This is a genomic window from Streptomyces sp. NBC_00247 (genome assembly GCF_036188265.1).
Taxonomy (GTDB): domain Bacteria; phylum Actinomycetota; class Actinomycetes; order Streptomycetales; family Streptomycetaceae; genus Streptomyces.
This window is the reverse complement of sequence record NZ_CP108093.1, coordinates 2,053,711-2,068,230: the sequence shown is the minus strand read 5'-3', so window position 1 is coordinate 2,068,230 and position 14,520 is coordinate 2,053,711. Positions and strand designations below refer to the sequence as shown.

Annotated in this window: 16 protein-coding genes; 11 read left to right on the top strand and 5 right to left on the bottom strand. The window is 73.1% G+C overall.

Features of this window, described 5'->3' with window-relative positions; genetic code table 11:
• Nucleotides 1–38 precede the first annotated feature (38 nt).
• From OHT52_RS08465 to OHT52_RS08450, 4 genes are all read right to left on the bottom strand, one after another.
• On the bottom strand, nt 39–362 hold the full coding sequence (locus OHT52_RS08465; protein WP_328719514.1) for a DMT family transporter: 324 nt from the start codon (nt 360–362) through the stop codon (nt 39–41).
• A gap of 120 nt (nt 363–482) precedes the next feature.
• Complete coding sequence (gene rsgA, locus OHT52_RS08460) at nt 483–1,499, bottom strand: ribosome small subunit-dependent GTPase A (RefSeq protein ID WP_328719513.1); 1,017 nt, start codon at nt 1,497–1,499, stop codon at nt 483–485.
• A gap of 3 nt (nt 1,500–1,502) precedes the next feature.
• A complete protein-coding gene (gene aroA / locus OHT52_RS08455; protein ID WP_328719512.1) occupies nt 1,503–2,852 on the bottom strand; it encodes a 3-phosphoshikimate 1-carboxyvinyltransferase in 1,350 nt (449 codons plus the stop codon).
• A gap of 108 nt (nt 2,853–2,960) precedes the next feature.
• The gene (locus OHT52_RS08450) at nt 2,961–3,674 is read right to left on the bottom strand and encodes a M50 family metallopeptidase (RefSeq protein WP_328719511.1); all 714 of its coding nucleotides are present in this window, start codon (nt 3,672–3,674) and stop codon (nt 2,961–2,963) included.
• A gap of 53 nt (nt 3,675–3,727) precedes the next feature.
• Here OHT52_RS08450 and OHT52_RS08445 point away from each other — a divergent pair, with 53 nt between their 5' ends.
• From OHT52_RS08445 to OHT52_RS08405, 9 genes are all read left to right on the top strand, one after another.
• The gene (locus OHT52_RS08445) at nt 3,728–4,543 is read left to right on the top strand and encodes an SOS response-associated peptidase (protein ID WP_328719510.1); all 816 of its coding nucleotides are present in this window, start codon (nt 3,728–3,730) and stop codon (nt 4,541–4,543) included.
• 31 nt (nt 4,544–4,574) lie between these two features.
• A complete protein-coding gene (locus tag OHT52_RS08440) occupies nt 4,575–5,234 on the top strand; it encodes an alpha/beta hydrolase family protein (protein ID WP_328719509.1) in 660 nt (219 codons plus the stop codon).
• A 374-nt stretch (nt 5,235–5,608) separates the two neighbouring features.
• Nucleotides 5,609–6,265: a sigma-70 family RNA polymerase sigma factor gene (locus tag OHT52_RS08435; protein WP_266708915.1), complete on the top strand. Its 657-nt coding sequence runs from the start codon at nt 5,609–5,611 to the stop codon at nt 6,263–6,265.
• On the top strand, nt 6,262–6,582 hold the full coding sequence (gene rsrA / locus OHT52_RS08430; RefSeq protein ID WP_266708917.1) for a mycothiol system anti-sigma-R factor: 321 nt from the start codon (nt 6,262–6,264) through the stop codon (nt 6,580–6,582). The genes OHT52_RS08435 and rsrA overlap by 4 nt, the downstream gene beginning before the upstream one ends.
• A 198-nt stretch (nt 6,583–6,780) precedes the next feature.
• Nucleotides 6,781–8,232: an HD-GYP domain-containing protein gene (locus OHT52_RS08425; RefSeq protein WP_328719508.1), complete on the top strand. Its 1,452-nt coding sequence runs from the start codon at nt 6,781–6,783 to the stop codon at nt 8,230–8,232.
• Nucleotides 8,229–9,536 carry an HD-GYP domain-containing protein gene (locus OHT52_RS08420; protein ID WP_443046526.1) on the top strand — a complete coding sequence of 436 codons (1,308 nt, stop codon included), beginning with the start codon at nt 8,229–8,231 and terminating at the stop codon, nt 9,534–9,536. Before OHT52_RS08425 ends, OHT52_RS08420 begins: the two co-directional genes overlap by 4 nt.
• 81 nt (nt 9,537–9,617) lie before the next feature.
• Nucleotides 9,618–10,610, top strand: a complete 993-nt coding sequence (locus tag OHT52_RS08415; protein ID WP_328719507.1) for a tetratricopeptide repeat protein — start codon at nt 9,618–9,620, stop codon at nt 10,608–10,610.
• A gap of 115 nt (nt 10,611–10,725) precedes the next feature.
• Nucleotides 10,726–11,364 (top strand): peptide deformylase, encoded by a 639-nt coding sequence (gene def, locus OHT52_RS08410; RefSeq protein ID WP_328719506.1) that lies wholly within the window; start codon nt 10,726–10,728, stop codon nt 11,362–11,364.
• Between the two features lie 253 nt (nt 11,365–11,617).
• Nucleotides 11,618–12,355: a D-Ala-D-Ala carboxypeptidase family metallohydrolase gene (locus OHT52_RS08405; RefSeq protein ID WP_328719505.1), complete on the top strand. Its 738-nt coding sequence runs from the start codon at nt 11,618–11,620 to the stop codon at nt 12,353–12,355.
• Between the two features lie 60 nt (nt 12,356–12,415).
• On the opposite strand, the gene OHT52_RS08400 is transcribed toward OHT52_RS08405, so the two are convergent.
• Entirely contained in the window at nt 12,416–13,390 is a 975-nt protein-coding gene (locus tag OHT52_RS08400) for a helix-turn-helix domain-containing protein (protein WP_328719504.1), read from the bottom strand.
• An 81-nt stretch (nt 13,391–13,471) separates the two neighbouring features.
• Here OHT52_RS08400 and OHT52_RS08395 point away from each other — a divergent pair, with 81 nt between their 5' ends.
• Nucleotides 13,472–13,696 carry a hypothetical protein gene (locus OHT52_RS08395; RefSeq protein WP_328719503.1) on the top strand — a complete coding sequence of 75 codons (225 nt, stop codon included), beginning with the start codon at nt 13,472–13,474 and terminating at the stop codon, nt 13,694–13,696.
• Nucleotides 13,697–13,795: 99 nt separating this feature from the next.
• A complete protein-coding gene (locus OHT52_RS08390) occupies nt 13,796–14,470 on the top strand; it encodes a maltokinase N-terminal cap-like domain-containing protein (protein WP_328719502.1) in 675 nt (224 codons plus the stop codon).
• Nucleotides 14,471–14,520 lie beyond the last annotated feature (50 nt).

Below are 14,520 nucleotides of genomic sequence, written 5' to 3'. Positions count from 1 at the left end.
GCGTCAGCGCGAGGGGCCGGAGGGCTCACGGACGGGCGTCAGTGCGAGGAGCCGGAGAGCTGGAGGCCGATCACGCCGATGATCACCAGCGAGATCGAGACGAGCTTCAGCGCGTTCACCACGTCATCGAAGAAGACCATGCCGTAGATCGCCGTGCCGGCCGCCCCGATGCCGGTCCACACCGCGTACGCGGGGCCCACGTCGAGCTTCCGCAGCGAGAGGGTCAGCAGGCCGAAACTCCCGAGGGCGAACGCCGCGAACGCGATCGTCGGCCAGAGCCGGGTGAAACCGTGCGACAGCTTCAGACACACGGCGAAGCCCGTCTCCAGCAGCCCCGCGACCACGACCAGCAGCCACGCCATCGTCCGTAGTCCTCCGCATCGGTCACCGGTCCGCCTGCCCGCTGCGATTATGCCCCTACCCCGGTCGTGTGGTCGCAAGCGTGCGCGAGTCGCGGCAGCCGGTCCGGCCGGAGCTCCCGCTCAGTCGCCCTCGCGCCGCTCGCGCGTCGCGAGCAGCCTGCGCAGTGAGTAGAGCCGCGCCGGATCGGCGTGCCCGCCGGCCACCCACGCGTCGAGCGCGCACTCCGGCGCGTTGTCGTCGTGGGCGCAGCCGCGCGGACAGTCCTCCGTGCCGGGCTGCAGGTCGGGGAAGGCGTTGATCACCCGGGACGGGTCGATGTGGTGCAGGCCGAACGACCGCACGCCCGGGGTGTCGACCACCCACCCGATGCCGTCCGGCAACGGCAGCGCCAGCGCCGAGGTGGTGGTGTGCCTGCCCCGCCCGGTGACCGCGTTGACATGACCCGTCGTACGCCGGCGGTCCGCCGGCACCAGGGCGTTGACCAGCGTGGTCTTGCCGACCCCGGAGTGCCCGACGAAGGCGGTGATCTTGCCGTTCAGCTGCTCGCGCACCCGGTCGGCCGCGTCGCCGTTGGCCAGCTCGTCGCGGTTGGTGACGATGAACGGCACACCCAGCGGGGTGTACGCCTCCAGGAGCTTGTCCGGGGAGGCCAGGTCGGACTTGGTCAGCACCAGCAGCGGGGTCAGCCCGCCGTCGTACGCGGCGACCAGGCACCGGTCGATCATGCGCGGGCGCGGTTCCGGGTCGGCGAGCGCGGTGACGATGGCGAGCTGGTCCGCGTTGGCCACGACCACCCGCTCGAACGGGTCGTCGTCGTCGGCGGTGCGCCGCAGCACCGAGCGGCGCTCGCCGATACGGACGATGCGCGCCAGGGTGTCCTTGTCGCCGGAGAGATCCCCGACGATCGACACGGTGTCGCCGACCACGGCGGCCTTGCGGCCCAGCTCGCGGGCCTTCATCGCGACGACCGTGCGCCCCTCGACGAGGCAGGTCAGCCGGCCCCGGTCGACCGTGAGGACCATGCCGTCCTCGGCGTCCTCGTGTTTGGGCCGGATATGGGTGCGGGGGCGGTTGCCCTTGCGGTTCGGACGGACGCGGATGTCGTCCTCGTCGGGGTTCTTCCCGTAGCGGCGCATTCTCTAGGCCCCGGCACCGAGCATGCCGGTCCACATGTCCGGGAAGTCCGGCAGGGTCTTCGCGGTCGTCCCCACGTTCTCGATCTCCACCCCGGGCACCGCCAGGCCGATGATCGCGCCCGCCGTCGCCATCCGGTGGTCGTCGTAGGTGTGGAACACCCCGCCGCGCAGCGGACGCGGCCGGATGTGCAGCCCGTCCGCCGTCTCCGTGACGTCACCGCCGAGCTCGTTGATCTCCTTGGTGAGGGCGGCCAGCCGGTCCGTCTCGTGCAGCCGCAGATGGGCGACACCGCTCAGCGTGGAGGGGGAGTCGGCGAGCGCGGCGACCGCGGCGATGCCCGGAGTCAGCTCGCCGACCTCGCTCAGATCCGCGTCGATGCCGTGGACGCGGCCCGAACCGGTGAAGGTCAGTCCCTGCGGCGTCAGTTCGCAGGAACCGCCCATCGCCGTGAACAGCTCGCGCAGCGCGTCCCCGGGCTGCGTGGTGCGCTCCGGCCAGTCGCGTACGGTGACGCGCCCCCCGGTCACCAGGGCGGCGGCCAGGAACGGCTGGGCGTTGGAGAGGTCGGGCTCGATCGTCAGGTCCCGGCCGAGCAGCGCGGAGGGGGCGACCCGCCAGACGTCCGGCTCGCCGCCCGTCTCCGGCTCGTCCACCTGGGCGCCGACCGCGCGCAGCATCTCCACCGTCATCCGGATGTGCGGCATCGACGGCAGGGCCGAACCCACGTGCCGTACCTCCACGCCCTGGTTGAACCGGGGGGCGGAGAGCAGCAGCGCGGAGACGAACTGGGAGGAGGCGGAGGCGTCGATCCGTACCGGACCGCCCTCCAGCGCGCCCGCGCCGTGCACCGTCAGCGGGAGCGAGCCGCGCCCGCCGTCCTCGATCCGGGCGCCGAGCGCGCGCAGCGCGTCGATGACGCCGTGCAGCGGACGCTCGTAGGAACGCGGGTCGCCGTCGAAGTGGACCGGGCCGTCCGCGAGGGTGGCGACGGGGGGCAGGAAGCGCATGACCGTACCGGCGTTGCCGACGTCGACCGTGACCGGGCCGTGCAGCCCGGCGGGGATGACCCGCCATGCCTCACCCGTGACGTCCGTGCCGCCCGGCGCCGCCGCCGAACTCGACGACACCGTCTCCTCGATGCCGACGCCCATCGCGCGCAGCGCCTGGGCCATCAGCAGGGTGTCGCGCGAGCGCAGCGGCCGGCGGAGCCAGCCGGGCTCGGCGGCGAGGGCGGCCAGGACCAGCGCCCGGTTGGTGACCGACTTGGAACCGGGCACGGTGACGGTCGCGTCGACGGGGCCGCTCGCGTGGGGGGCGGGCCAGAGGGCGGGGTGCACGGAACTTTCGGTCATGCCTTCACTTTAGGGGGTGTCCGGCAGAGGGCTCCCCGACGGGCCGGACCGGCTCCCGGCGCGTGTCCCCCGCCAGGACGCCCCACGAGGGGCTGTCCCGGGAACCGGTCAGATCCCCAGCAGCCAGCGTCCGCCGCCGATGAGCGAGCAGAGGGACACCGCGTGGAAGAGGAACAGCCAGAGCCAGGCCGGGGCGTCCGTCAGCCGGGCCAGTTGGTCCGCGTCGGAGTCCGGAGCACCGCCGTGCCGCCGCTTGGACTGGAGCTCGAAGACCGGGCGCACCCCGCCCATCAGCAGGAACCAGACCACCGCGTACGCGAACGCCGACTGGACGGCGGCCGAGGTGAGCCAGGAGACCAGCAGGAAGAGGGAGCCCGTGAAGATCACGGTCAGCGCCCCGAACAGATTGCGGATCATCACCAGCATCACCGCGAGCAGCGCGGTGGCCAGCCACAGCAGCAGCGTGATGCGGCCGTTGGTCAGCAGCCAGGCGCCGCCCAGGCCGAGCAGCGAGGGCGCGGTGTAGCCGGCGGCGGCGGTGAGGATCATGCCGATGCCGGTCGGCTTGCCCCGGCTGACGGTGAGCCCGCTGGTGTCCGAGTGCAGCCGGATACCGGAGAGTTTCCGGCCGGTGAGCAGGGCGATCAGCCCGTGGCCGCCCTCGTGCGCGATGGTGATCGAGTTACGGGCCAGCCGCCACAGCATGTTGGGGACGACGGCGACGAGCGCGGCGGTCGCGGTCACCACCACCAGCCACTGTGCCGGTGCGGGCTGGGTGCCGAACACCTGGTCCCACAGGGCGCCCAGTTCGTTGCTGTCCATTGCGGCTGGGACTCCTTGCGGCGGGGACGGGGTGTCGTGGCAGGCTGGCAGACATGTGCGGACGTTATGCGGCGAGCCGGCGGCCAGAGGACTTGACCGGACTCTTCCAGGTGGAGCGGTGGGACCCGGAGGAGACCCTGGACCCCGACTGGAACGTGGCGCCGACCAAGGAGGTCTACGCCGTACTGGAGCGTCCCGTGAAAGACGCCGCGGACCGCCGTCCGGTTCGCCAGCTCCGTACCCTCAAGTGGGGCCTCGTACCCTCCTGGGCCAAGACGCCGGAGGGTGCCGCGCGGATGATCAACGCCCGCGCCGAGACCGTCCACGAGAAGCCCTCCTTCCGCAAGGCGTTCCTCCAGCGCCGCTGCATCCTCCCTGCCGACGGGTACTACGAGTGGATGACCGGCGCCGACGAGCGGCAGCTGGAGGAGGCGGGGAAGAAGAAGCGGCCCCGCAAGCAGCCGTACTTCGTGACCCCCGCCGACGGGTCCGTCTTCGCGATGGCCGGGCTCTACGAGTTCTGGCGCGACGCCACCCTCCCGCCCGACCATCCCGGGGCGTGGTGGGTGACCTGCTCGGTGATCACCACCGAGGCGGAGACGACCCCGCTCGCGGTCGCCCCCGCCGAGGGCCCGTCCGCCCTCGCCGACATCCACCCCCGGATGCCCGTGATGCTGACGCCCGACCGCTGGGACGCCTGGCTCGACCCGGCGCGCAGCGACAGCGAGGAACTGCGCGCCCTGGTCGCACCGCCCGAGGGCGGACTGATGCGCGCCTACCCGGTCGCCACCGCCGTCAGCAACGTCCGCAACAACGGGCCCGAACTCCAGGCGGAGCTGGCCGCGCCCGAGGAGACCACGCTGTTCTGACGGCGGGCCGGGGCCGGGCAGGATGGGTCCCATGAGCAGCGAAGGAACCACCCCGGGCGGGCGGCCCGTCCGTGTCGACACCCCGGCGGGGGAGGCCAGGATCACCTGGTTCCCCGCCACCGGCGCCCGGCTCGTGCTGGCCCTCGGTCACGGGGCCGGTGGCGGCATCGGGGCGCGGGACCTGGCGGCGCTGGCCGCCGCCGTACCCGGACACGGGGTGAGCGTCGCCCTGGTGGAGCAGCCCTGGCGGGTCGCGGGGAAGAAGGTCGCGCCCGCACCGAAGACCCTGGACGCCGGCTGGCGGGCGCTCTGGCCCGAGCTGGCCGCCCACGGAACGCCGGTCGTCGCGGGCGGGCGGAGCGCCGGCGCACGGGTCGCCTGCCGCACCGCCGGGGAGCTCGGCGCCCACGCCGTCCTCGCGCTGAGCTTCCCGCTGCACCCGCCGGGCAGGCCCGAGAGGTCCCGCGCCGACGAACTCCTGGGCGCCGGGGTCCCCACCCTGGTGGTGCAGGGCGGCAACGACCCTTTCGGCCGCCCCGCCGAATTTCCCTCCGGTGCGTACGAGATGGCCGAGGTCCCGCAGGGCGACCACGGCTTCGCGGTGCCCAAGCGGGCGGGGCTGACGGAGGCCCAGGCGATGGAGGGCCTGACCGGCGCGGTCACCGGCTGGCTGGCCCGGCTTCCCGGCTGAGCTGCCCGGAACCCCCGCCGGAGGTGGTACCCGTCACACCCCGCCGACGGCGCACGGGCGTGGGGAATGCGGGCCGGGGGACCGCTGTTGTTCGGTACATCGGCGCCCCGTACGCCGACGCGATCGGTACACCGGCACCTCCGGTACACCGGCACGAGTCTTCTGGTTGTGGAGAGGGAGTCCGCCGCATGGGTTCGACCATCTGCCCGCGTCGTTCGAACGCCGCGGATCTGGAATGGACGGTGCTGCACGCGCCGAGCACCGTTCCCGTGCGCGCGCCGGGCGGAAGCGATCGACCGCACGCGCGGGACCATGGTCGACTATTCTCCGAGGCGAGCGGGTCCGGTTTCGGCCCCGCAACAGCGTTGGAGGAGGTGGGTCCGGTCACTGGTAACGACACAGGGACCGACGACGGCCGCCCGGAGGAGACGACGGACGAGCGGAACGCACGTTTCGAGCGGGACGCGCTCGTCTTTCTCGACCAGATGTACTCCGCGGCACTGCGGATGACGCGCAACCCCGCGGACGCCGAGGACCTGGTCCAGGAGACCTACGCGAAGGCGTACGGCTCCTTCCACCAGTTCCGTGAGGGCACCAACCTCAAGGCGTGGATGTACCGCATTCTCACCAATACCTTCATCAACTCGTACCGCAAGAAGCAGCGCGAGCCCCAGCGCAGCGCCGCCGAGGAGATCGAGGACTGGCAGCTGGCGCGGGCCGAGTCGCACATGTCGACCGGGCTGCGTTCGGCAGAGTCGCAGGCGCTCGACCACCTCCCGGACTCCGACGTGAAGTCGGCGCTCCAGGCGATCCCCGAGGAATTCCGCATAGCGGTCTATCTCGCGGACGTCGAGGGCTTTGCCTACAAGGAGATCGCGGACATCATGGGGACTCCCATCGGTACGGTGATGTCCCGACTGCACCGCGGACGCCGCCAGTTGCGCGGCATGCTGGAGGACTACGCCCGCGAGCGCGGGCTGGTTCCCGCCGGCGCCGGTGAGTCGGACGATCGGAAAGGCTCGGCCTCATGAGCTGCGGAGAGCCGCACGAGACGGACTGCTCAGAGGTTCTCGACCATCTCTACGAGTTCCTCGACCACGAGATGCCCGAGGGCGACTGCACCAAGTTCGAGACGCACTTCGGTGAGTGCTCCCCGTGCCTGGAGAAGTACGGTCTGGAGCAGGCAGTCAAGAAGCTGGTCAAGCGCTGCTGCGGTCAGGACGACGTCCCGACCGACCTGCGCTCGAAGGTGATGGGACGGATCGACCTGATCCGTTCCGGCCAGGCCGTGCCGGACCAGGACGTGTCGCTGGGCGACACGGGCCGGCCGGCGGCCACGGCCGAATAGCACGTGGACGACGGCCGGGAGGCGCACCGCGCGGGACGCGGTGCGCCTCCCGGCCGTTTTGCGCCCGGACGGACACGGTCCAGCATCCGGCCCTCCGACGCATCACCCGAACGCGCTAATCGCGATCGTTGCGGCACCTGAGCTCCGACTACTCGCTAGCGTGACGCCTCCATCGACCACGCGGGGGCGGGTGCAGGCATGAGGAGAACACCGGTCGCGGCACGGGCGTTCATCGCGGTCGTGGCGGTCTGTGCGGTCGGCTGTATCAGCCCCGTACTCACCCGAGTCCCCTGGGCAGGGCAGGTGCCCACCGGGGCGGGCGGGGCTCCCGTCGCCTGGCCGAGCCTCGGGCTGCTGGCCGCGCTCTACCTGGCGGGCGAACTCCCCGGCCGCTGCCCCTTCTTCGGCGAGCGGGTGCCGGTCCGCGCCGGATCGTTCTTCCCGTTCCTGTTTGCCGCCGCCTTCCTGCTGCCGCCCTCGGCGGCCGCGCTCGTCGCCGTACCCGGCGCGCTGGCCGGCCGCGTCGAGCACCGGCCGTCCGCCGCCCGCCGGATCTGGCGCGCCGCGCAGCTCGCCCTCACCGTCGGGGCGGCCTCCTCGGTCTACGGGGCGCTCGGCGGCCCGGCCGCGCTCGGCGGGCAGCACGGGCCGGGCGGGCAGCGGGGGGCCGTGCCCGACTTCCCCCACGTGCTGGTGCCCGCCTGCGCCGCCGCTCTCGCCTTCAGCCTCGTCCTCGCCCTGCTCGACGGCGCCATCCGGGTGCCCGCCGAACACGTGCCCGTACGGAACGCCTGGCACGGCCTGTTCGCCTCCTCGTTCGGGCCGCATCTCGTGCACGCGCTCGCCGGGCTGATGATGGCGGTCCTGTGGCGCGGCCCCTACGGCCCGCTCTCCTCGCTCTTCGTGCTGCTGCCCATGTACATCTCCTGCTGGGTCTTCGCCCAGTACCACCGGGAGCGGGCCGCGCATCGGGCCACCATCCGCGCCCTCGTCCAGGCCGTCGACATCAAGGACACCTACACGCGTGGCCACAGCGAGCGCGTCGGCCGTGCGTCCGTCCTCATCGCCCGTGAGATCGGCATGGCGCCCGAGCGGGTGGAGGCCCTGCGGTTCGCCGGCATCCTGCACGACGTCGGCAAGCTCGGCGTGCCGACACGGATCCTGCGCAAGGACGGACCGCTCACCCCGCAGGAGCGGCGGGTCATCGAACTCCATCCCGAGTACGGCCACGAGATCGTGCGGGGCATCGGCTTCCTCGACGAGGCCAGGGCGGCGATCCTCCACCACCACGAGCGGCTGGACGGCACCGGCTACCCGCACGGACTCAGGGGCGCCCACATCCCCGAGTCCGCCCGGGTGGTCGCCGTCGCCGACGCCTTCGACGCGATGACCTCCAACCGCTCCTACCGGCGCGGGCGCCCGGTGGCCGCCGCCGTCGAGGAACTGCGCCGCTGCGCGGGCAGCCATTTCGACCCCCGGATGGTGCGCGCGCTGGTCCGCGCCCTGGACCGGTACGACTGGTCGGCGGCGACGGTCGCCGTGACCTCGGACGAGGCCACGCTGCCGCCCCCGCGCGGTCAGGTGCCGGGCGCCGGGGGAGCGGCCGGCGCGGCACGGACCGCCGACGGCGACGGACGGAGCGAGCGGTGACCTCCCCGACCGGCCGCCCCGGTGGCGGACCGCCGTCCGCCGTCCGCGCGCTGCGCGTGGCCGCCCTCGTGCTGATCCTCGTCGCCGTGGTCCACACCCTCCGGGCCGGGTTCGCCGAACCGGGCCACGCCCTCGCCTTCGGCGCGCTCGTCGCCGGCGGCGAACTCGCCCGCCGGGGCGCCCTGCCCGGCGAACGGGAGCCCGCGCCGCTCGGCGCCGCCGGGGCCCTCGCGTACGCCCTGCTCGGGCGGAGCGCCGGGGAGCCGACCGGGCAGGGGGTGCTCCAGGTGATCACCGTCGTCACCGCGGCCCAGCTCCTTGCCGCCGTACCGCATCTCAAGCGTGTTGCGAAGGTGCTTTCGCGGCACGCCCTGGTGCGCGGCGGCGGTCCCGACGCCGACGGGGCGGCCCGGCGGATCCTGACCGTGGCCTTCGCCGCGGTCTGCTTCCAGCCGCTGCGGATCGCCGAGCAGTCCACCGGGGCGCTGGGGGAGGGGCCGGCGTACGCCGCCTTCTTGGTCGGGCTGCTGGGGCTGACGGCGCTGTGCGACGCGGTGCTCGCCGCGTCGGTGCTGGCGGCGCGGACCCGCTACCCGTTCGGCTCGCACCTGCGCGACGAACTGTGCGGCCTGCCCGGCATCGGGTCGGCGGTGTGCGCGACCGGCGCCGTGATGGCGCTCGGGGTCGCCGTCGCCGGGCTGTGGGCGCTGCCCGTGCTGTGCGTACCGCTCCTCCTCACCCAGGTCTCCTTCCGCCGGTACGCCGCGGTCCGCGAGACCTACCGGCAGACCATCGCCTCCCTGGCCCGCTCCACCGAGATCGCCGGGTACACCCCGCCCGGCCACGCCCGCCGGGTCGCCGAGCTCTCCACGGCGGTCGGCCGCGAGCTGGGGCTGGCGGGCCGCGAGCTGACCGTGCTGGAGTACGCGGCGCTGATGCACGACATCGGCCAGCTCTCCCTGGTCGATCCACTGGCGGACGGGGCCACCGCCCGGCTGCCCGCCGCCGAGCAGCGCCGGATCGCGCTGCTCGGCGGGGCCGTGGTGCGGCAGACCGGGGTGGACGCGAAGGTGGCGGTGGTGGTGGAGACCCAGGCGGACCCGTACCGGGAGCAGCCGCTCACCGCGCGGATCGTCCGTGCGGTCAACGCGTACGAGGACCTGTGCGGGGAAGCCGTGGGAGGGGCTCTGGGGGCCTTGGAGCAGTTGCGCATCGGCACCGGCCACGACTACCAGCCGCAGGTGGTCGAGGCGCTGGCCGGCGTCCTGGCGAGGGGCGGTCCGTCCCGGGTGCGCACGGGGTAACCCATGGGTAATGAGCGGGCGTCCGGCCGGGCATGGTTGGATGCGAAAGAAGAGGGTGTCCAGTCGGGACAGGCGGGAATCGTGAGGATCTTCGGGAAGGCACGGCATCGGCCGTCCGCCTCGTGGCGGCAGGCCACCGACCGGGCGTTCACCCTGATCGGCGACGGCCGGTACGAGGACGCGGGGGCGTTGCTGACGCGCGCGGCGGACCTGGAACCCTGGCTCTCGGAGTCCTGGTTCAACCTGGCGCTGCTGCACAAGTTCCGGCACGACTGGGAGCAGGCGCGGTCGGCGGGACTGCGGGCCGTCGCGCTGCTGGACCGGGAGTCCGGCGCTCCGGACTGGTGGAACGTGGGCATCGCCGCGACCGCGCTCCAGGACTGGCCGCTGGCCCGCAGGGCCTGGCAGGCGTACGGCCTGAAGGTGCCCGGCACCGGGGCGCAGGGGGCCGCCGCGACCACCGAGCCGACCGGCATGGAGCTGGGCAGCGCCGCGGTACGGCTGTCGCCGGAGGGCGAAGCCGAGGTGGTCTGGGGGCGCCGGCTCGACCCGGCCCGGATCGAGGTCCTGTCGATCCCGTTGCCGTCCTCCGGGCGCCGCTGGGGCGAGGTCGTGCTGCACGACGGGGTGCCCAACGGTGAGCGGGTGACCGCGGCGGGTCCCTCGTACCCGGTCTTCGACGAGATCGAGCTGTGGGCGCCCTCGCCGGTGCCGACCTGGGTGGTGCTGCTGGAGGCGGCCACCGAGGAGGACCGGGACGCGCTGGAGAAGCTCGCCTCGGACGCCGGGTTCGCCGCCGAGGACTGGTCCTCGTCGGTGCGGCTGCTCTGCCGGTCCTGTTCGGAGAGCCGGATGGAGAGCGACGAGGGCGACGGCGAGCACCTCGACCCGCACGACCACAGTGAGCCGGGTCACCCCGGTCCGCTGGGACATCGCACGGCGGGCGGCCTCTGGGCCCCCGAACGCGAATGCGGCCTCGCCGCCCCGGCAGGACTGGTGCGAGGGCTGCTGGACGGCTGGGTCGCCGACAGTCCGGACAGCCGTGAGTGGCGGGATCTCGAAGAAGTCTGCTGACCGTGCCCCCGGGCTCCGTCTCCCCGTAGGCTGTACGGGCACCGATTCCCAGGTGCTGATCTGCCCGGACTCCGGGTTTCACGGTTCACGGTTTGCAGGAAGGCGTACGGCGGACATGTCGCAGCAGGAGACGGACGAGCGGATCGGCGTGGACGACGAGGTTTTCGTCGTGGACACGGAGGACTGCGAGGAGCGTGAGGCGGCGTACCGCGGACGCGGCACCTCCCGTCCGATCACGGTCGTGGGCAACCCGGTCCTGCACAAGGAGTGCCAGGACGTCACCGAGTTCGGCGACGAGCTGGCGCGGCTGATCGACGACATGTTCGCCAGCCAGCGGACGGCCGAGGGCGTCGGCCTGGCCGCCAACCAGATCGGCGTGGACCAGAAGGTCTTCGTCTACGACTGCCCGGACGACGACGGGGTGCGGCACGTGGGTGTCGTCGTCAACCCGGTCCTGGAGGAACTGCCCCCCCAGGCCAGGGTGCTGGACGACTCCAACGAGGGCTGCCTGTCGGTCCCGACCGCCTACGCCGAGCTGGCCCGCCCGGACTACGCCGTGGTCAGCGGCCAGGACGCGCAGGGCAACCCGATCAAGGTGCGGGGCACCGGCTACTTCGCGCGCTGCCTCCAGCACGAGACGGACCACCTGTACGGCTACCTCTACATCGACCGGCTGTCGAAGCGGGACCGCAAGGACGCGCTGAAGCAGATGGCCGAGGGCACCCCGCGCTACGAGATCGTCGCCAACGACTGATTCCGTACCGCGCGTTGGCGGTGAGGGGGTCCGGTCGGGCAAGGAGACTTCGGCGGCCGGACCCCTTTCGTGTGTGCGTCACCTCAACCAGGCTCTTACCAGGGGGAGTTGACGCGCGTCGACCGCTGCGTCAGGCTCGCTCCCACACCGCACCGCGAGGCGCACCGCACCGCGAGGTACACCGCACCGCGAAGTACACCGCGAGGCGCGTCGCACCGCGAGTCACATTCCACCGCGAGAGGGAGCACCCCACATGCTCAGGCGCACCGCGCGTGTCCTGCTCGGATTTGTCATGACCATCTCACTGGCGTGGGGCGGGGCCGTGCTCACGGCCGGCACCGCCCACGCGGACGGCTGTTTCACCTTCACCCGCACCCTGTCCTCCGGTGCTACCGGCAACGACGTCACCCAGCTCCAGATCCGGGTCGCCGGATACCCCGGCTACAACACGGTGCTCGCCGTCGACGGCTCGTACGGCCCCGCCACCACCGCCGCCGTCAAGCGCTTCCAGGCGGCTTACGGCCTCACCGCCGACGGCATCGCCGGACCGGCCACCCAGGCCAAGATCTACGCGCTCCAGGACGACGACTGCACCCCGGTCCACTTCACGTACGCGGAGCTGAACACCTGCAACAGCACCTGGGCCGGCGGCGCGGTCGCCGCCGGAACGGCGAAGGCCAACGCCCTCACCAGCATGTGGAAGCTGGAGGCCCTGCGGCACGCGCTCGGCGACCAGCCGATCCGCGTCACCAGCGGCTTCCGGTCCACCTCCTGCAACGCGGCGGTGGGCGGCGCCTCGGGCAGCCGCCATCTCTACGGTGACGCGGTCGACCTCGGGGTCGGGGCCCACTCGCTCTGCACCATGGCGCTCCAGGCACGCAACCACGGCTTCAACGGAATCCTCGGCCCGGGCTACCCGGACCACGGTGACCACGTGCACGTCAACCAGGGCCCGAGCCACTTCTGGTCGGCCCCCAACTGCGGCATCTGACCGTCGCCCCCACGCGTGCGCACGGACCCGCGGCGGACTCCGCGGGTCCGTGGGCCGCTCTCAGGCCGCCCCCGGCACCTCGGCCGGGCCTCGGAAGGTCCGCCGGTAGGCGTTGGGGGTCGTCCCCAGCGAGCGTACGAACTGGTGCCGCAGCGCGGCCGCGTTGCCGAAGCCGGTCCGCCCGGCGATGGCCTCCATGGTCTCGTCCGAGGACTCCAGCAGATGCTGGGCCAGCAGCACCCGCTGCCGCAGCAGCCAGCGGTACGGGGTCGTGCCCGTCTCCTGCTGGAACCGGCGCGCGTAGGTGCGCGGCGACATGTGGGCGAGGCTCGCCAGCTGATCGACGGTCATCTCCTGGTCGAGATGGTTCTCCATCCACGCCAGGGTGTCCCCGACGGTGTCGCACCGGGTGCGCGGCAACGGGCGCTTGACGTACTGCGCCTGGCCGCCGTCCCGGTGCGGGGGGACCACCATCCGGCGGGCGATGACGTTGGCGACCTCCTGGCCGTACTCCTGGCGCACCAGATGCAGACAGGCGTCGATACCGGCCGCCGTCCCGGCCGAGGTGATCACCCGGCCCTCGTCGACGTAGAGCACGTCCGGCTCCACCCGCGCCAGCGGGAAGCGGCGGGCCAGTTCGTCGGAGTGCCGCCAGTGCGTGGTGCAGCGGCGGCCGTCCAGCAGCCCCGCAGCCCCGAGGACGAACGCGCCGGAGCAGACGGACAGCACCCGCGCACCGCGCGCCACGGCCCTCCGCAGCGCTTCCAGGACCTCCTCGGGGTAATCCCGGGCGAGGAAGCGGCTGCCCGCCGGCACGGCGACGAGGTCGGCCTCCTCCAGCCGTTCGAGGCCGTGCTCGGTGGAGATGGTGAAACCGGCATGGGTACGCAGTGCCGGCCCCTCCGCCGACACCACCGCGAAATCGTGCACCGGCAGCCCCTCCTCGCTGCGGTCGAGGCCGAACACCTCGCACAGGACGCCGAGTTCGAAGGGGTGGACCTCGTCCAGCAGGAGAGCGGCGACGTTTTTCAGCATGGTGGCAGTGTGGCAGCAATTCGATGGTCGATGACAGTCCTGCCACTGCTCGGATGTGTTCCCGACCGCCAGAGTGGAGCCATGAACACACTCCTGAGCCTCCTCGGTGTCACCGTCCTCGCCGCCCTCGTCCTGCTCCCGGCGCTCGTCGGGTCCGCCCGGGAGCGCCGCATCTCCCGTGAGCTGCGCGCGGCTCGGGACGCCCGCCGCGCCGACCCGCCCGCCCCCTCCGCCGACCCGCCGGCGGCCGCCCCGGCCCGGCACGCCGCAAGCCTCCCGCGCCTCCGGTCCTGGGCCCGTATCTGACGGAGGGCGCCGCGCGGGAGTCCCGCGTCGGGACCGCGTGCGCGCCCGGCCGGCACGCGATCATGGGACGACCTGTTCACCCGACGGACGAAGTGAGACATGGCAGTCATCCACCGCACCACCATGAACCCCGGCAAGCTCGACCTGGTCGCCGCCTGGCTGCCCGCCCAGCCCTGGTACGCGGGCGAGGAGCCCGAACTGGCGAAGGCGGGCGGCTTCCGGCTCGACGACCCGGAGGGCGAGGTGGGCATCGAGTTCATGGTGGTCACCGACGCCTCGGCGGGCCGCCCGGTCCCGTACCACGTGCCCGTCACCTACCGGGGCGCCCCGCTCGACGGCGCCGAGGCAGCCCTGATCGGCACCACCGAGCACGGGGTGCTCGGCACACGCTGGGTGTACGACGGCACCCGGGACGCCGTACTGACCGACCGGCTCCTGGCCCTGCTGCACGGCCGGGCCGTACCGCAGGCGCAGAGCGAGTCGGACACCGTCGACCCGACCGTGCACAGCCGGTTCATGGGGGACGACATCCCCGGGAGCGCGGTCGTCGAGACCGTGCGGAGCGGGATGTACGGCACCGACGTCCTGCTGACGGACCCTGCGGGGGGCGGAAGCTGGACCCTGCGGGTGGTCCGCGCGCTGAGGGGTGACGCCGAGGAGGCCAAGGGCGACGCGGGGCCGCTGCACGGCGAGGTCACCGCGCTCTGGGCACCGCCGGGAGCGGAGCCGGCCCGGGCCCGTTTCGCCGAGGTGCGCGCCTCGACCGGGGCCTGACGCAACGGCGGCGGGCACCCCCTCGTGGGAGTGCCCGCCGCCGTGCGAGC